The following is a 16,721-nucleotide window of genomic DNA, read 5'->3' as shown; positions in this document are numbered from 1 at the left end:
TCGATCATTTCATTTATTTCAAGCTTGTTTAAATTATCAAATCCATAATATACATGAATATCATTCACTACAGAATGAATTGGAAATCTTGGTTTCCACGGAATTTTTATCTCTTAACATTTCATAGCCTTTATCCCATTCAATTGCGGCGTAATTTGTCTGTTGAGTAAACTTGTTATCTACTGCGTCAGCAATGTAGATCCCTTTTCCATCGCCTGGTCTTAATTCATGTATTATATTGTCGAGAATATTCTCATCTTGAAGGGATTGAATTTGAATCTTTCCAATCACATTTCCGCTTTTGTTTTTGATTTCCATATCATTCGCTCCTTTGCGTCTATGATTAACTTCTTTGATACTTATCCATTGCATTGATTTCCGATAACGTTCTTCGTATTCACGAACCCGAGAACCTTAAGCCCCAACGGGGCGGCCGCGATGCGGTTAGGTTCGCAGGGTTGTCCGACTGAATCTGCTGCCTTGAAATGCCTCGGGCGGACCGAGGGACGAATGCCCCGAAGCGTGAATACGATGTTATCGGATGTTGGCGGCAACTTTGAATAACCCCGAAGCTTTCTTAACTATTTATTTCCCTTCGGGAATCCGTAGGCTAGTAACAAAAAACCTAACAAGAAAAAAAACCAAACAAAAAAATTATCAAAGAATCCAGCATAATTAGGAGCTCTATCGGTCCCTGTTCCATGTGATGCATATCCTGCGGCTACTAATGCAGCTGATAGGTTTTCAATTATTCTTTCAGCTGTATAAATTAACCCACTGATGATCATGAATATAGCTCCTAAGATCTTATAATAGTTATTTCCCATAAATATCTCCTCTCAAATTGAACTTTAGAATTTTATGTGTCATTACGCCAATGTCTGATAACGTTCTTGTATCTACGAACCCTCACCACCTTAAAGGAGCGTTAGCGACTGGCCGCGACGCGGTTAGGTGGTGTAGGGTTGTCTGCCTGACTCAACTTCTCCGAAAATCCTCTGGCAGACCAAGGAGCGTTAGCGACGCAGCGTTAGATACGGTGTTATCTGATGGATCTGCCTTCTTCGAATAAAACCTAAGAATTCTTATATTTATAAAAATCTCTGTTTATTTAAACCCTTATATATTTTAAGACTTATCTCAAAGCACTTTTCTTCGGTTTCTTGAAACTCATTTCCTAAGTAATCTTTAAAAGTCTTGTAAATATGTAATCCCAATAATTTGTAGTCTTTAGTATCTAAAGATTCGATGTAATGGCATATTTCCCTGATCTCTGAGTGGTATTCGTCATCCGGACAGTGAATTGCCAGCAGTCCTGCTGGATCCCATTCATTTATTATTGGCTTAACTTGTATAAATATCTGATTATTCATAAATTCACATCACTTTGTTCTTATAGATTTTGTTTATTTATAGTGTTTTGCCGATCTTTCAGATAACGTTCCAGTATTCACGAGCACGAGAGGCTTAAGGTGGCGAAGCCACCGGGGCTGCGCTTGCGCAGTTAGCCTCGCAGGGTTGTCAGCCTGAATCCACTCCCCTGACATTACCCCTGGCGGACCAAGGATCGGTGTCAGCCGATACGCAGCGTGAATATTTTGTTAGCTGAAGTTCGTAGCTTCCTGATAAACTCTCAAAAACGAAGTGTTATTTCAGACTTGAGAATATTATTCTTTAAGTCTTGATACCCTTTATGTTCCAAATAGTGCATTAATCCGTATTTAGACGTATCAATATTATTTTTTGGGCCTATTGTTATGTTTTGAAATGGAACGTCTCCAGAAATCGGAAACTTGATATACGGAACAAATGAACCATTACCAATTCTATAGTCAACATTATTTTTAAGTTTATCCCTATTAAATATAGTAAATGCGATTCGATATTCCTCTTCTTGACTGAATTGTTGCTTCTTGAAAAATAAAGAATATGTTTCTATGGCGCTTCTACATATAAAGAGTGCTTCTCTCTTTCTATCTGGTTCTCCATCATCATTTGTCTTATAAAAATCATATATTCTTATAAGTTCATTGAATAGAATACTTCGTTGCTGTGTATAATCATAAATAATTTTGGATAGGTAACAAAAATCGAACATATTATTTTCTTCTTGTATTTGCTTAATAGAATTAATAATCTTATTTAAATCCAATCCTATATTGTAACCATCAACTGAAGAGTACTGAGACCATAGCGATAAAGAATCAGGGTTCTCAGAAAGAGAAATTACAAACATTGAGTTACTATCATTACCATTTTGTTTACTAATAAAATCATATTTTACATCTTCCATAATTAAGTCAAAAAACTCAACCGTATCAGAGTTGTATCTTTCCTTTATAAAGTTATAAACGTGGTTAAGCACTTCAAGAATATATATCGTTTCTGTGTAATCATTCAGAAAATTACTCTTTGTGGCCCACAGTTCTTGTTTCTCTATAATACTTTTTAATGCTACGGCATTTGTATAATGAAATAGATTAGATTGATGTGTAAATTCAAACTTCCATGCAAAATCAAACTGATTAAATAAAGGTTTGTACATAAATATCTCTCCTAAAACAGTATTTATACGAATTTCAGCTAACGTTATTGTATTGGCGTAAGGCGTGAATACTGACCTTTTTCTGGATTCCAGAAGCGACACGTGCTTGTTCGAATACTTTTTGAACGGTTCGTTCAGTCACTTTGCTGCTGAACAAAAGTATGAAATCTATGAACTTGACTACAATAAGCTTTTATCGTTTTTGTACTATAACCTCGAAGCTGCAGTGCATGGATCAAGGACCTTTTTATTGAAGTATCCCATGGATATGTTGGAATGTGATCCTTCGTGTGAACTTCATGGTTAAACAAACTGCATTCTTTCATCAACACAGTATCAACATGAATCTTCGTTCCTTCAAAAAGTGTTTGCAACTGTTGAATTGATTCGGGTGTAAATGGAATCATCCAGACTTTTTTATCATGAATCCATTTCCTTCCTGGAATTTCTCGAATCTTCATAACCATTTGTTCATCATATTTAAAACGAACATACAAGGAACCTTCATCATTCCGAGACACCCATATACTCACGTTCCCACCCTCTCATTATATCATCAGCCTAATTATTGGAAAACAAAAAGAGCTCACAATTGTCGCAATCGACATTGTAAGCTCCCGATACTTTCGGTGCTATCTATCCGCATACTGCAAAAACATATTTAGGTAAGTCAGTAGTAATTTTTATTTTAACTCCTCCTAGACTAAATCTCAACTATTATACACCCCCATTTTGACCAACCACACTCTATGAAGAAGTTAGATTGCCTTCAGTCATTTTTCACCGTGCTCAAGCACCACGAAGATACAGCGTAAGTGAAATCTTGGTGCTATTCTTCGCGTTTTTACAATTTAAGATTAATATACTAAACTTGTTTTTGAAGATAACTATAAGGAGGGTGCTTTATGAATCGTTTGTATGCAAGTATTGATATGTTACCATTACCATTGATAATCTATTCTGTCTTTATATTATTAGTATTTGTTGCTCTTATATCTGTTATTATTTTGTGCTGGAAGAATATACTTAAAAAAAAATAGCGATGAATTATGCCTAATACTAAATAATGAAAAAACCACCAAGGCACAAAGGCGAATCGTGCAATATATCCTTTTTTTTACAACAAAGCCGTTTACAAAGAAAATTAAGGAAACTGACGCCCGGTAGAGTGACGACAGTTTGCGGCCTAGGTGTTTTTTTCAGTGTCCACTAAGTGGGAGCTTGACCCCAGGGTACCTTGTACCTTGGGCCTTGTCCTATATAGCAATTTCAGTGCAATTTCAGTGCATTTTGAAGTGATGTTCGACCATATTTGTGACATACGGCCACGACTTATATGGAACACCCACCTGGAGGCTATTTCTCCAAAGTCATCACGGACGAGATACTTGTAAAGCGATACATCATTTTCCCGCTGATCTTATCTGCTTATGAGAGGATTTACAAATCATTGATGGATCGGGATTGTTTAAAACCCCAGATATATACGCGGAAATTATCGAGACTGGGAAGAAAGTGGTCACGGAAGAAATACACAGCATTAAAACTGCATTTAAAAATCTTGGAATAAAGGTATACGAAGAAATGCGCTTTAACGAAGGCATACGAGCAAAATACTTGTGTCGAGGATATCTTTCTGCTAATGCGAGGAGCAGTTACAGCTAAATATGGTTTAGAACTGTATCTTAGGTTCCTCAAAAAAAATCATAACCCTGTAGTTGAGGGAGCTAAGTCACATGGGTTGTTAATGAATGATATGCGGCCATTATACATACCAATAACAGATTTCCAAAAATTAATATAAACGGAGTTCCGGTGATGAGAACTCCGTTTCGTTGCAATTTTGATAGTACCATATAAACAAATTTATATTCTAGTGACATTTTCTCCCTATGACATTTTATTCCTATGAATTAGAATGAATAAAGTTTCTGGATATAATAGGATGTAGACTAGAAGAATTAATTAACTTATATTTTTTTGTATGACTTTACATAAGATATTAGATTAAAAGGAGTATTTGTATGTGGTGGAGTACCTTAATACTAGTGGGTTGTTGGATTGTAGCATTTCTTCTCTTTAGATCTAGTCTGCGAATAAATAAAGAGAGACACAATAATAAGAGTAGTTTCGATACAGCTACTGTTTTTCCTAGTTTTGCAAGTTCACTCATTGGCTCAATTTTTGAAATTATTATTAGTTTTATTGTAGGTCTTTTTCTAAAATATCTACCGTGGTGGTTTAATAAATTTATATTGATAGTAATCGCTGTTTTATTCTTTGCATTAGGTATTGTCGTTGTTATCAATTAAAGTAAATTGAAATTATCAACTTCAGTAATGGATAGTAATGTTAGTTCAATCCGAAATAAGGGTAAATCAAATTACAGAATACTGGTTTCTCGTTTTCGTCATAGGTCTCACCTCGTACGAATCATGTGTAGCCTGAAAGAACATCAATATGCTGTTTTTTCACATGAACAAGGCGCCTCCTATTTATATGCTAGGCGCCTTAATCTACTGTGCTATGAGGGATGCTAAATGCTGTTTTCATTTTCGTTTCACAAGTGACTAATGGCACCACAGTTCGCATTTAACCTCGAATGTCTCACTTGCACCAGAGTCATATCTCTTTAGGGGGGTCACTCACTTTAACGAACTTCTTAAAAATATTATCTCTAGAGGTGTTTACGAACTTCGTAAACGCTCCAGCGCCAACCGTGTTCACGGTACTACTCTTCGCGTGAAACATGAAGACGAGTCGCGTTACGAATCAGTCTTGATGCTTCACGCCAGCTTCGAACAACCTACACGATTTTGGATTAGGATTGGATCCTCACTTACTTCCCCTCTTCATCCCTGTTATTCACATCATTATCCCCTACTTCGCCAGTCATCGACTTCTTCAAATAATCCAAATTCCCTAAACGGATCTCTTTTATTACATCTTTAATATCAAGTCCCCGATCTTTAATAACAATGATTGTATCTTCTATACTTTTTGCTTTCTGCTCTTGCTCCAGATCCTTAATTTTTTTACTAACGATTTTTAGCTCCTCATCGATCTTTTCCTTCTTTTTTAATAGAAATTCTTGACGTGCCAATAGCTTTTGTAGTTTGACATCTTCCATGTTGTCAAGCCCTCCCATATTCAACAGTCATAATAATCATGTTTATAGGAAATTTGTCTGTACAGATACCACAACAAAGCAATTAGTACTAGGATAGCGAAGCTAATGATTACTCTAACTTGTGTTTCCGATAGTGGAACTTTCGCTGTAGCCGTTGGCTTATTGATCATTGTCGGGTTTTCTGGAAGAGCTATAGAATCAACTGTTGCGATGCTTTGATTGGTGTTCCCAGACCGTTCGAGGTTTACTGTAGCTTTGGTATCCGATACAGGCAATTCAATGTCCTTTGAACTTCCTTGACTCTCAGAGTTATTCTTCATAGCTAACTTCAATGGTAATTGAGTTTCCTTACCTTCAATGACTTCAAATGTATCCATAACGTCAATGTTATAGTCCGTTACATTCCCACCGACGATATTGATAAAACCGATCTGGTATGTTCCTGGTGGGATGATCTCTTGAACAACCTGATACCCATTTCCCTGATCTAACCGACTCATCACATTCGTTTGATCTTTAGATGTAAAGCTAATAAGGATTGTTTTATTAAACCCATCAGGTATCGTCGCCGTTACCTTTAATTGAGTTTTAAGCTCTGTAGATCCCTCTTCGGCATAAGCTGTAAATGCTTGAAAGGAAAACACAACAAATAATTGCAACAGTAGCAGCGGAACCCTTCGCAAGACATCACCCCACTACTTATTGAAATAATAACGGTCGTCTTGGATATTTAAACCCTTTGTAACTATTAATGACTACACCAGTACCGCTCTGACAATGTATATATAGGTTATTATTATTTTGATCTTTGCCAATGAAGATGCCGATGTGATTTATTCCTCCTTGCCCTGGCATATCTTTAAAGATCAAATCTCCAGGCTTCATTTCATCTTTACTAATTTGTGAGGTTCTAGTCCATTGATAGCTAGTTCCTCCAGCTGAAAAAACATTTCCGAGCCCTGCAGTCTTGAACACCCAATCAATAAAACCACTACAATCCAATCCATAAGGTTGATTTGTCCCGGTTTTGTCACTTCCAGGGGCAGTAACAAGAAACATCATTCCCCAATTACTGTTCCAACCCGGAGGGCTCTTACCGCCCCAAAAATATCCGACTTTACCTTCGAGTGTTAGTGCCGTTTCGATAACGGCCAATCTTGCCTTTTCAATATCCCCACCTAGATTTTGTAACAAAGCTTGTAATTCCTCTGGTGTTAAGCTACTACTGCCGCCAGTATAGCCTCCTGCTAAATTTGGAAATTGATCTTGAATCGTCCCTTCACTAACAAGTCTCCTTGCCCACTCTCTCTGCTCTTCATTAAAACCGATCTTATCAAACACCTGTTCCATATCATAGGTATATACTTTAACTATCAGTCTTGTTCTTGTCTCACCATGACATTTAGTTTTCCCTTCTTTGTTTGTGGAACATATTTGTTCTGTATACGTTTCTTCGCTCGTCTTTATTTCATTAAAATAATTGAAAAGTTCAGTCATATAGTTTTGTTGTTCGATGGAAAATTCAAGGTCCTGCTCATACTTCACCGCGACAATACTTAGGATCTCAGCCCAACTAACCAGCAACGTTCCTTCTTCATTCATATAATCAATTCGTACATCGTCATACCCACTTTTTCTATAATTGTCTATTCGTTGCTGAAATGATGTGTTCAGTTCATCTACTTTTGTTTTATAATTCACAGCGACATTATCGTCCACCATAAACATCGAACCCGCCGCGCTCGTAGAACTACCTAAGCTATTCGTAATCAACATCATGAATAGAAAAGCACCTGCAATCCCTACACCAATTAGCCAAAACTTGGGATTGGTCTTTACCATAATGACAACTTTTTTCGCCAACCGTTTTGAGGTCATCTTTAAATAGTTGGTTGAGGATACCAAAGCTTTCTTAGCACCCTTGTTTATTACTTTCGATACAGCATTGTCTTTGCGAACATACTTGCTATTCATCGTTCTCAACTGTATAGCATTACTGGATGTATTCATTTTCCGTGTTATTGTAGCGCTTTTCATATTTTTTGATTGCCAAGAACGCCTGACAACCTTAGCGTTAACCCCTTTATTTTTACGTTTTGCTATTACTTTAGATATCTTTTTGTAGCTTCTGATACCTTTTAGAGCACCATCCTTAGTTTGTAAGAATGATTGGACTGTTTCGTGCACTTCTTCATCTTGATAAGGATCTATGGATCTACCTAAGGAGTGTGTGATTTGAAGGGGGAGTTTTTTGATTTTCCGCTTTAATTTTTGGTTGGATTTTATATGGTCTCTAACGATAATATTCATTGGAGGATTTCGTTTTAGTTTATATTGTCGTGTCTTCAACCGAGTCGCAATATAAACCTTGATCATACGAGCCCTCCTTTATCCACCTCCGCGACTTCATCCACTTTTGTCGTCATGCATCGATATAGATTTGTTTTTTTCGGGAAGCTATCCTTGAATGGGATGATTGCATTTCCTACGAACAGTAAACCCTGCCCGCAGTCGGAATTCGTTACATAGCTGATTTGTGTATCAGAAATATTTAATAGTTCCGCTAATTCATTCCGATCTGACGGGGCTTGATTTAACATCATGAGAAAATCAGAGTTAGACAACATTCGTCTTGCAAGCTCAGACTTTAATAAATCCTCTACGTTTTGCGTTATACCGGTTGGAACTCCCCCCCATTTTCTTGCGCGTTTATATAATTCAAAGAGGAAGTTAGCGGAATATTCATTGGCAAAAAGCAAGTAGATTTCGTCAAGGTAAATCCATGTCCGTTTCCCTCGATTCCGATTAATCGTCACCCGGTTCCATACTTGATCCAGCACGATAAGCATCCCCATCGTCTTCAACTGCTTACCTAAATCCTTAATATCAAAACAGACAAACCGATTATTAATATTGATATTGGTCTTATTGGAGAATACCGAAAGATTTCCTTCGACATATAATTCAAGCGCCGTTGCAATTTGATGCGCTTCATCTTCCTTCTGATCCATTAATTCCACATAGAAATCAACTAGGGTTGGAATATCTTTAGGATCAAATGTTTTCAAGTATTCTTTATAGGTTATCTTCAAACATCGATCGATGATCGATTTCTCCCTTGGCGAGAGACCATATTTCCCACCCAGTATAACCTCACATAAGGATAAGATAAAATCAGATTTAAGGAGTAATGGGTCATCTTCATCCGCATAGTCCATGCTCATATCTAATGGATTGATGTAATTTTTAGAGCCTGCAGATATATGAATCACTTCGCCGTTAAAGTTACTAACTAGCCTTGTGTACTCTCGCTCAGGGTCAATGATGATCACATCATCATCCGTATTCAACAACACGTTCATCATTTCACGTTTCGCTGCGAATGACTTCCCTGAACCTGGAGTACCTAAGATAAAACCATTCGGATTTTTCAAAGAAAGACGGTTAAACATGATAATATTTCGGGAAACAGCATTGACCCCATAATACATACCCCCTTCTTGGAAAAGCTCTTGGTTAGTAAACGGTATGAAGATGGCCGTGCTCTCTGTAGTTAATGTTCTAGAAGCCTTAATAAGATTCAATCCATATGGCAGGCATGAATTCAGTGCATCTTCCATTTGATAATGAAGCGTTCCCAGTTGACATAAAAACTTATTTGCAATCGCCGCAATTTCTTTTCCATCCTTATTCAACGTTTCAAGGTTATCTGCAAAATGAATAAGGATGATATTTACCAAAAACATCTTCTGATTTTTGTTGATTAAATCGTCCAGTAGTTCCTTCGCCTCGTCTAGGCTATGCCTTAATTCATGAGGGATAAAGGCTTCCAAATATCCGTTCTTCAAGCTTCGTTTTTGATACTCAATCTTATTCGCTTCCATACCGGTGATCTGTTTCTTAACGATTCTCAACGCTTTATATGAATCCACTGATTTAATATTCATCGTTAGCATGATGTTAAACCCGAAATCAGTGATCTCACTCAATAACTTATCATTAATAAATGTCGGTAAATCCTTAATATAAATGGCCTTCGCATACTTGTCGCCAATGATCATATAGTCTCGTTTGAATGTAAAAGCATCTGGAGAGATCAAATCCTTCGTAATTAATCCTTTACGCTTATGCTCTATTGGATCGTAGCGAAAATCCCCCTCTTGGCCCATACGATAAATATCATGCAGTAATTCAAGCCGCTGATTGAGTTCAAGTCCTGTTACTGAGCTTCCCATACGCTTAAACATGCTTTGAAATTCATTCTCCATACGTAAAAATGTATTACGCGCTTCTTGAATCGTACTTGCTTCAATAGATACTGTAATGAACTTCTCTTTTTTTATTTCATTTTTACCGCCTACAATTTGCTTTTTGAGCATGCTATTGTATTCTAATCGGTGTGGTTCAAGGTGATCTGCCTTAGGTTTAATGAGCAGCTTCTCCTCAAAGTCCTCTTTGTTAAAGTTCTTATTTACAATCGTAATCTGTAAGTCAATGGTATTATCGAAGAAATTCAGGAACTCGCAATACTTGGCGAATATTTCTTCTTGGTCTTCTTGCTTACCTACCTGGTAATTAATATCCTTGAACTGAAATGACTTGGAATAACGATTCGTTCCATGCTGCAAAATACCATCTTCAAATGATAGGGAATACGGTATCGTCTGTTGTGTCGTTTTAGGTATTCGCGTCTTTTTCTTCACGATGGATTTTTGTCTTTTTAGAGAGAACACGCTTCTTCCCCTCCCGCTCATTATAACTGCTCAGCATTTCAAACATATTTAGTGTCTTGTATTTGCGCTTCTGGGGATAGATCACTTCAAATTGGATGACGGATTTTATAAACTGCTCAAAAGTCATACCGTTATAACTAAAAAAACCAATCATAAATAGTGGAATCGCAATTAAAATAACAACCCAACTAGCAGCATCAGGCCCTATAATATCTTTTCCGAACCAATACAATGGTACATTAATAAGAATTGCGATAGCTGTACAGATTAGTTGACGTAAATTCAATCCAAAAAACAATTTTTCCTTGTAGGTTCTAATTTCTTTAGGAATCCGGATCTCAATCATAAAAACAAACTCCTTTTACGCACCTGTTAATTTTTTCGCCCATGAGCCCGATTTGACTACGACAAGTAATAAAGCTAAGACAGAGAGTATTCCTTTCCAAATGGCGATATTTCCACCATTCCCAGTGAATGCCCCGAACGTAACACTGGACATAATCGCACCATAAACAACACACCCAACAATGATAATAATTCCTTGTAAGCAAACAGCAGCATAGTCCATTAAGAAGCGTTTCCCCGTACTCGAGAGAGAATCACTAATTATTGTTGCAATCGGAATAGGAGATACAGCAGTATAAATCAATAATTGAAAAAGCCTTCCAAAGACCACTAACGTTATCACAATTTTGATGCACTGCAATACCCATATAAAAGGCATCAGGGTAAAGTAATACATTTTCTTTTCAAACCAACCTTTACTATCGTAATCAGCTTCCACAGCGGTAAGGTCGACAAAGAACGATGCATCAGAACCTGTTGCCCCCACCTTACTCGTGACGTAAGAGGACATTTGAAAGATCGCTTCTAACAAATCAAATACATGCTCCATAACAAATTTCGCAAAGATTAGCTTCACACAACAAGAAACAACCGTTTCCCATCTAATGAATTGAAAGTTCATTGTTTTTCCTAGAAAATCAAGTAAAAAATATAACGTCAAAAGACTATACGCGATTGGAAGTATTGCCTGATGAATTGACTTTATCGTTTGATAAAGTGCGGGATAAGACGAGGGTCCTTCATTCACTAGAAGAGTCACTTCCCCAATTAATTCCGTAAAACCACTGAATGCTTCCTTTAGTTCATCAATCGGAGTAGCCAAGTATTCATCACCTGCCTTTCAAAAAAGGACTGCCGTAAAGCTCAGCCCTCTTCATACCATTCAACTTTATAGGCCAAACAAAGAAAGTGATTGCGTAATCCCCCAGACTAGAAACCCCGCCGCTAATGTTTTCATTCCCCTGATCTTCCCATCGGCATCGTCACTTTTGAAACCTAAGGCAAGCTGAACAGCTCCAAAAAAAGCGACAATCAAGCCAATACGTCCCAACCACGTCGCAATTACTTGAATTAATGCGTCCAACTTATCCATCCCTACAGGATCTCCTGGAGCTGCATACACGGTATTAAAAACCAAGAGTAATCCAATAATTAAGGAGCAAGTTTTCAACACAGTTTTCTTGTTAATATATAGAGTCTTCATCCTTGTATCCCCTCACATTGAAATTTTTTTCACATAAGCTCATCCATCTTTTTTGAGATTTCCTCAATCTTGCTCATGTCCACCACCTCAATCTCACTCTTCCGTTCGTCCATATCGCTATCAGGAACTCGGATATTAAAACGAGCCAATTGAAGATCGGTTTGAGTTATCCTTGCACCGTGTTCTGGAACAAAACATTGAAACTCGTTAGCATCATAGGAAAACTTATAATGCTTATGCGATTGTAATTTAAACTTATCACTGTAAAAAGGACGTATCCCACGAACAAAGACGATGCATTTTCTGTCGGGCATTTCTGCGATTTCATCTAATGTCATAAGTTCCCGACCTTGTGTGCTGTAATTGATGCTTGATGAACCACTTCTTCCTTTAGAGCGGCCTGAATTTTGCGTATCGATTGTCATCTTACCTAGCCCTTTATTAACCCATTCCAGCGTAGAACGCTCCTGCCCCCCAAGGAAAAGAATCGTATCACAATTCCCGACAATGGTCTCCCAGTTATCTTTATACAGATTCTTTAATTGAGACAGGTTTTGTAGAATAACGGAGACAGAGATATTCCGGCTACGCATGGTAGCAATCAACTTATCGAAATCTGGAATTCGCCCAATATTCGCAAACTCATCAAGCCAGAATTTAACGTGATACTTCAAAGTTCCTTTACTAACGAAATCAGCATGATAATACAAGGAGTCAAATAACTGAGCATACATCATGGAGGCAATAAAATTGAAAGTCGTGTCACTATCTGAAATAATCACAAATAGAGCTGTCTTCTCATCCCCCAATTTGTGTAACTCAAGCTCATCCGTTGAAAATAACTGTTCTACCTCATCGATGCCAAAAGGAGATAACCGAACGCCTGCTGAAATAAGAATACCTTTAGCGGTTTTTCCAGATGCCATTTTGTATACGTCATATTGCTTCACAGCAATGTGATCCGGTTTCTTCTTCCGCAGCATTTCGAATAACATATCAAATTCACTTATGAAATCCTCGTCATCTTCTTTGACTTCCGCTAATCTCAGGATAGAAAACACCGTTTTGAACTGATGTTCTGAACTATGCAGCTCATAGAAAATATAAAAGAAAATGGCCTGAAAAAGAGCTATTTCTGCCTTCTCCCAAAAAGGATCCCCGTTGTTGGTTTTGTTCGGATTCGTATTTTGTATTAGATTATTGATCACCTTCAATATGTCGCTTTCCTTTTTTATATAAGCGAAGGGATTGTATCGATAGCTATTTGACAAATCGATTAAATTCAGAACCTTGATCCGGTACCCTTGGCTTTGTAGGAAATATCCTGTATCTCTTAAAAGTTCACCTTTGGGGTCTGTGACAACATAGCTGGTGTTTGCTTGCAAAAGATTGGGCTTCACAAAGGAACGGCTCTTCCCTGTTCCGGAACCCCCGATAGCTAAAATATTTAGATTTTTATTCGTTTTCCTTGTATCCAAACTTAATACTTCCGTAGCTGTTAATATCACATTTTGACTCTTATCTTTATGACGGATTCTGCTTCGTTCTGCATGATTTCCCCACCGAGCTGTACCGTGTTCCTTTCCCCTCATCAGATTTTTCTGAGTCGTAATCTTATAAAGCACAAATATGGATAGTGCAATGAACTCCACAAATAAGATCTTCAACATTTCTTGACTTGGCTGAACAAAAATACGCTTTTGGATACTAACAATGGCTGACTCAACAAATTTTTCAATATTTTCAATTCTAACTTTTTCACCGCTTAGTTTAATTACATAAAGCAAATGAATTGTAAAATAGGATACTGCGATATATAGGATCATGTAAAACAGAATGAAGTTTCGTGTTTGCATTCTTCGTTTTTCTTGATGATCCATCACCTATATTACCGCCCCCCTCGTTCTCGATGTTTATTTTTTCCTGATGAAAATCTCTCCCTTTGAACTGTAATCAACGGCAATATCTCAGTCCTTTTTTCTCTAAGTGTTCCTCTACTTATTGGTATTAGGTCCTTGTTATTTCGAGCATCATCTTTCACCAAATTAAAAATGTACATATCCCCTACACGTTGAACCTTTAATCGATCAGTCCCATTTCCAACATCTAATAAGCGCTCCTCGCGATCCATCATATCTTCAAGCGTTTTTCTAAATTCAACGCTTATTTGATTAGAAATCCGTTCATATTTTCCATTTTGTAGAATAATTAAATTCAATTCTCTTTGTCGCACTGAAACTTCACTCGACAAGACATCATCTGCCTTTAATTCATTGCTCTTTGCGTTTTGATAATTTTCTTTTAAAGAGTCCAGTTTTCCCTCCAGTGATTCTTGCTTCTCCTGATCTCTCTCCTTATGCATTTCAAAAGAAGAATTCAGTTCTTCCCTAACCAAATTCTCTAATATTCTTTTGATCCGCATTTCATCACTTGCTTTGTAAAAAACAGAATATCGGTTCTGTTCTTCTACAACAGCATAAGTAACATGATAATCCTTTGCTTGCTTGGCAAAACTGTTCAATTGATGAAATTCTAAGTCGAAGATTTTTATTTCGTCATTACTCTTGGCTAGATTCTTTAAAGAGGTTTCTCCAGCTTTATCGCCATTTTCTTTGGCCTTCTGGATCAGAAAAATCAGCAACTGCTTGATAGCTTCATTTGTCATTCTCATGGATTCCTTGGTTAAATCTGTTCCAATCATCGCCGCAATATTCGCTACATCTCCACCCATTTCAGGAATAAAAATCACCATCCTTCCGATCAAGTAATTTGTTCTTATTGGGTATATATAGTCTTTAAAGTAAATTTATTACAGTTTATCGATCCATATTTCGATCTTTTGATTTGGCTTTTCTATAATTCACAGATCTATCGCTCAATGTTTTCTCAATTTCGTTGAACATCTTTAATTCAGAACCCAACGATTCTGCCCTGGCATACAGCTTCTCAATTTGATTTTCATATGACTTTTGCTTTACTAATAATGACTCATATTGATCAACTTGAACCCCCATTTTCAGCAGTTGCTTTTTTGCTTTATCGAACGTTTCAAGCTCGACATTGAATTTACGTTTTATCCCTGATTTTCTGAATGTGGTACCCTCATATTCTTCATGAATCTTTTTGTATTTAAGATATGTTTCTATACTTGTTATCGCAAAATTCAAATTTTCATTAATCTTGACTGCTTCCTTTTGGACTGAATCAATTTCATTGAGTTTATTTTCTATCTCGCTCTTCCCTCTCTTTAAATCGTCACGACTATTCAATTGTTTATCGGTAATAAATTTCAATTGGTCCGTTAGGGTATTAATTTGAAGGTCATATCCAAAATTCCGTTTTCTAGTATTCCCGTTTAGTTCTTTCTCACGATTCATCATTGTTCGAACAAGGGTTATCGTCAGCATGAAATTAACTGCTAACCCTCCCCTTTTAAAATAATATCGACGTGCTGTCTGTGCCCGCTGCTCCTTATATGTTTTTCGAGTAAATCGATTATTATAAAGTCGCTTCGACTGGTTTAAGTTGAAATCCTTGAATTTAATTCGTTCCCTTATTCTCTCCTCCGTATATTCAACTCCTAATGTTTTCCCTCTCACTGACCTTTCCATGTTTGGATGTTTAAACGTCATATACTTAACATTTCCTTGTTTCATTACGTAGCCATTAGCTTGCATCTTTGCTACAAAATCCTCAAAAGAAGAAGCTGAGTGTAACGTACTGTCAATATCATTTTTAATTGTCGCCTTCCATGATAATCCGTTCTTCTCCTCTTTCCATTCTTTATATGACTTCGATTCCGTATCTTTATTCACTGGAATAATACCCAAATCATATTCTTTGGCAACTTCATCTGATAAACGCCTTGCTTCTTGCAGACTGCTCTTACATGCATTGAATTTCTTACCACCGAGCGATACGGAATTTATAATGATGTGGTTATGCAGATGGCCCTTATCTAAATGGGTGCTGATTATATATTGATACTTATTCCCGAACATTTTGGCTGCCCACTTCAATCCAATTTCATGTGCTTTATAAGGATCACTAATCTCATTCGGCTTAAACGATTGAATAAAATGGAATCCCTGTGTCCCGTCTTCTTTACCGTAACGATTTTTGTTATTCACCATTTGCTTATAGGCAAGTTTATCATTTGTCGCACAATTCACACCGGAGACAAAACAACCGTATTCCGTTTTTTTCTCGTTCACAATGTATCTTAACGATCGGTTTAGCGTCTGACGAATTGTGATCTGTTTAACATAAGGCACATCATCACCCACTCCCGTAGAACTGTTCGATACGGCTATATATTTCATCCAATTTTTTTCGCAAGTAAATTAAGTCTTCAACACTGAGATAATCCATTGAATTCGCTCTAAACGCAATCTGATTAATGTTGTTACCGATCTTATTTACTTCGTACACAAGTTCTTCGACGTAAGTAAAATCCTGTTTAATGATGTATCCTTCAATCGCCATTTTCCGAATATATAAGCTTCGATTTAATTCAGCTGCTTTTGCCTTGTTATCAATAAATTCAAGCTCTTCTTCTGTCACAAAGAACTTAATTTCTTTATTCCTATATCTCTTCTTTGACATGGTACCTCCTCCGAACATGGATTGTTGGGGCTAGGGGAACCCCCTAAAATTTCCGGGAGTGTGGCTACACTTCCAATGCTTGCTATCCCTAATCCATCATCATGTTTTATTTTCATCATATTGAAACACAAAAAAAGAAAGACCTAGAAGGACTTCCTT

At 37.1% G+C, this 16,721-nt stretch carries 17 protein-coding genes; 1 reads left to right on the top strand and 16 read right to left on the bottom strand.

Going from position 1 to position 16,721, the window contains the following annotated elements; all coding sequences use genetic code 11:
- Window positions 1–60 precede the first annotated feature (60 nt).
- The 5 genes from MUG84_RS00170 to MUG84_RS00150 all read right to left on the bottom strand — a co-directional run bounded on the left by MUG84_RS00170 (window position 61) and on the right by MUG84_RS00150 (window position 3,078).
- Window positions 61–318, bottom strand: a complete 258-nt coding sequence (locus tag MUG84_RS00170) for a hypothetical protein (RefSeq protein ID WP_244717356.1) — start codon at window positions 316–318, stop codon at window positions 61–63.
- 263 nt (window positions 319–581) lie between these two features.
- A complete protein-coding gene (locus MUG84_RS00165) occupies window positions 582–827 on the bottom strand; it encodes a hypothetical protein (RefSeq protein WP_244717353.1) in 246 nt (81 codons plus the stop codon).
- A gap of 264 nt (window positions 828–1,091) precedes the next feature.
- A complete protein-coding gene (locus tag MUG84_RS00160; protein ID WP_244717350.1) occupies window positions 1,092–1,373 on the bottom strand; it encodes a hypothetical protein in 282 nt (93 codons plus the stop codon).
- A 260-nt stretch (window positions 1,374–1,633) separates the two neighbouring features.
- Complete coding sequence (locus tag MUG84_RS00155) at window positions 1,634–2,545, bottom strand: DUF2971 domain-containing protein (protein ID WP_244717347.1); 912 nt, start codon at window positions 2,543–2,545, stop codon at window positions 1,634–1,636.
- A 134-nt stretch (window positions 2,546–2,679) separates the two neighbouring features.
- A complete protein-coding gene (locus tag MUG84_RS00150; RefSeq protein WP_244717344.1) occupies window positions 2,680–3,078 on the bottom strand; it encodes a hypothetical protein in 399 nt (132 codons plus the stop codon).
- A gap of 913 nt (window positions 3,079–3,991) precedes the next feature.
- On the opposite strand from MUG84_RS00150, the gene MUG84_RS27740 reads away from it, so the two are divergent.
- Entirely contained in the window at window positions 3,992–4,210 is a 219-nt protein-coding gene (locus MUG84_RS27740; RefSeq protein ID WP_483310664.1) for a YhjD family protein, read from the top strand.
- Between the two features lie 1,174 nt (window positions 4,211–5,384).
- Here the strand turns inward: MUG84_RS27740 and MUG84_RS00145 are convergent.
- The 11 genes from MUG84_RS00145 to MUG84_RS00095 all read right to left on the bottom strand — a co-directional run bounded on the left by MUG84_RS00145 (window position 5,385) and on the right by MUG84_RS00095 (window position 16,562).
- Complete coding sequence (locus tag MUG84_RS00145) at window positions 5,385–5,675, bottom strand: hypothetical protein (protein WP_244717341.1); 291 nt, start codon at window positions 5,673–5,675, stop codon at window positions 5,385–5,387.
- 20 nt (window positions 5,676–5,695) lie between these two features.
- Window positions 5,696–6,358: a hypothetical protein gene (locus tag MUG84_RS00140; protein ID WP_244717321.1), complete on the bottom strand. Its 663-nt coding sequence runs from the start codon at window positions 6,356–6,358 to the stop codon at window positions 5,696–5,698.
- Window positions 6,359–6,374: 16 nt separating this feature from the next.
- Window positions 6,375–8,051 (bottom strand): C40 family peptidase, encoded by a 1,677-nt coding sequence (locus tag MUG84_RS00135; protein WP_244717318.1) that lies wholly within the window; start codon window positions 8,049–8,051, stop codon window positions 6,375–6,377.
- Complete coding sequence (locus MUG84_RS00130; RefSeq protein ID WP_244717315.1) at window positions 8,048–10,408, bottom strand: VirB4-like conjugal transfer ATPase, CD1110 family; 2,361 nt, start codon at window positions 10,406–10,408, stop codon at window positions 8,048–8,050. The genes MUG84_RS00135 and MUG84_RS00130 overlap by 4 nt, the downstream gene beginning before the upstream one ends.
- A complete protein-coding gene (locus MUG84_RS00125) occupies window positions 10,353–10,754 on the bottom strand; it encodes a PrgI family protein (RefSeq protein WP_244717312.1) in 402 nt (133 codons plus the stop codon). Before MUG84_RS00125 ends, MUG84_RS00130 begins: the two co-directional genes overlap by 56 nt.
- A gap of 15 nt (window positions 10,755–10,769) precedes the next feature.
- On the bottom strand, window positions 10,770–11,576 hold the full coding sequence (locus MUG84_RS00120; RefSeq protein WP_244717309.1) for a VirB6/TrbL-like conjugal transfer protein, CD1112 family: 807 nt from the start codon (window positions 11,574–11,576) through the stop codon (window positions 10,770–10,772).
- A gap of 66 nt (window positions 11,577–11,642) precedes the next feature.
- Window positions 11,643–11,957, bottom strand: coding sequence for a hypothetical protein (locus MUG84_RS00115; protein WP_244717306.1), 315 nt, complete (start codon window positions 11,955–11,957; stop codon window positions 11,643–11,645).
- Between the two features lie 29 nt (window positions 11,958–11,986).
- A complete protein-coding gene (locus MUG84_RS00110) occupies window positions 11,987–13,837 on the bottom strand; it encodes a VirD4-like conjugal transfer protein, CD1115 family (RefSeq protein WP_244720837.1) in 1,851 nt (616 codons plus the stop codon).
- An 8-nt stretch (window positions 13,838–13,845) separates the two neighbouring features.
- Entirely contained in the window at window positions 13,846–14,709 is an 864-nt protein-coding gene (locus tag MUG84_RS00105; RefSeq protein WP_244717303.1) for a PcfB family protein, read from the bottom strand.
- A gap of 64 nt (window positions 14,710–14,773) precedes the next feature.
- Window positions 14,774–16,231: a relaxase/mobilization nuclease domain-containing protein gene (locus MUG84_RS00100; protein WP_244717300.1), complete on the bottom strand. Its 1,458-nt coding sequence runs from the start codon at window positions 16,229–16,231 to the stop codon at window positions 14,774–14,776.
- Between the two features lie 4 nt (window positions 16,232–16,235).
- Window positions 16,236–16,562, bottom strand: a complete 327-nt coding sequence (locus MUG84_RS00095; protein WP_244717295.1) for a plasmid mobilization protein — start codon at window positions 16,560–16,562, stop codon at window positions 16,236–16,238.
- Window positions 16,563–16,721 lie beyond the last annotated feature (159 nt).

This window comes from Paenibacillus mangrovi (genome assembly GCF_022898935.1).
Classification (GTDB): domain Bacteria; phylum Bacillota; class Bacilli; order Paenibacillales; family Paenibacillaceae; genus Paenibacillus_AQ; species Paenibacillus_AQ mangrovi.
Note: the sequence above shows the minus strand (reverse complement) of the source record. Positions and strands in the feature narration are given on the sequence as shown.

Bases quoted from the DNA above. Each gene is read 5' to 3' on its own strand.
- MUG84_RS00170 (WP_244717356.1), bottom strand. From the start codon at position 318: ATGGAAATCAAAAACAAAAGCGGAAATGTGATTGGAAAGATTCAAATT.
- MUG84_RS00165 (WP_244717353.1), bottom strand. From the start codon at position 827: ATGGGAAATAACTATTATAAGATCTTAGGAGCTATATTCATGATCATC.
- MUG84_RS00160 (WP_244717350.1), bottom strand. From the start codon at position 1,373: ATGAATAATCAGATATTTATACAAGTTAAGCCAATAATAAATGAATGG.
- MUG84_RS00155 (WP_244717347.1), bottom strand. From the start codon at position 2,545: ATGTACAAACCTTTATTTAATCAGTTTGATTTTGCATGGAAGTTTGAA.
- MUG84_RS00145 (WP_244717341.1), bottom strand. From the start codon at position 5,675: ATGGAAGATGTCAAACTACAAAAGCTATTGGCACGTCAAGAATTTCTA.
- MUG84_RS00135 (WP_244717318.1), bottom strand. From the start codon at position 8,051: ATGATCAAGGTTTATATTGCGACTCGGTTGAAGACACGACAATATAAA.
- MUG84_RS00125 (WP_244717312.1), bottom strand. From the start codon at position 10,754: ATGATTGAGATCCGGATTCCTAAAGAAATTAGAACCTACAAGGAAAAA.
- MUG84_RS00115 (WP_244717306.1), bottom strand. From the start codon at position 11,957: ATGAAGACTCTATATATTAACAAGAAAACTGTGTTGAAAACTTGCTCC.
- MUG84_RS00110 (WP_244720837.1), bottom strand. From the start codon at position 13,837: ATGGATCATCAAGAAAAACGAAGAATGCAAACACGAAACTTCATTCTG.
- MUG84_RS00105 (WP_244717303.1), bottom strand. From the start codon at position 14,709: ATGGTGATTTTTATTCCTGAAATGGGTGGAGATGTAGCGAATATTGCG.
- MUG84_RS00095 (WP_244717295.1), bottom strand. From the start codon at position 16,562: ATGTCAAAGAAGAGATATAGGAATAAAGAAATTAAGTTCTTTGTGACA.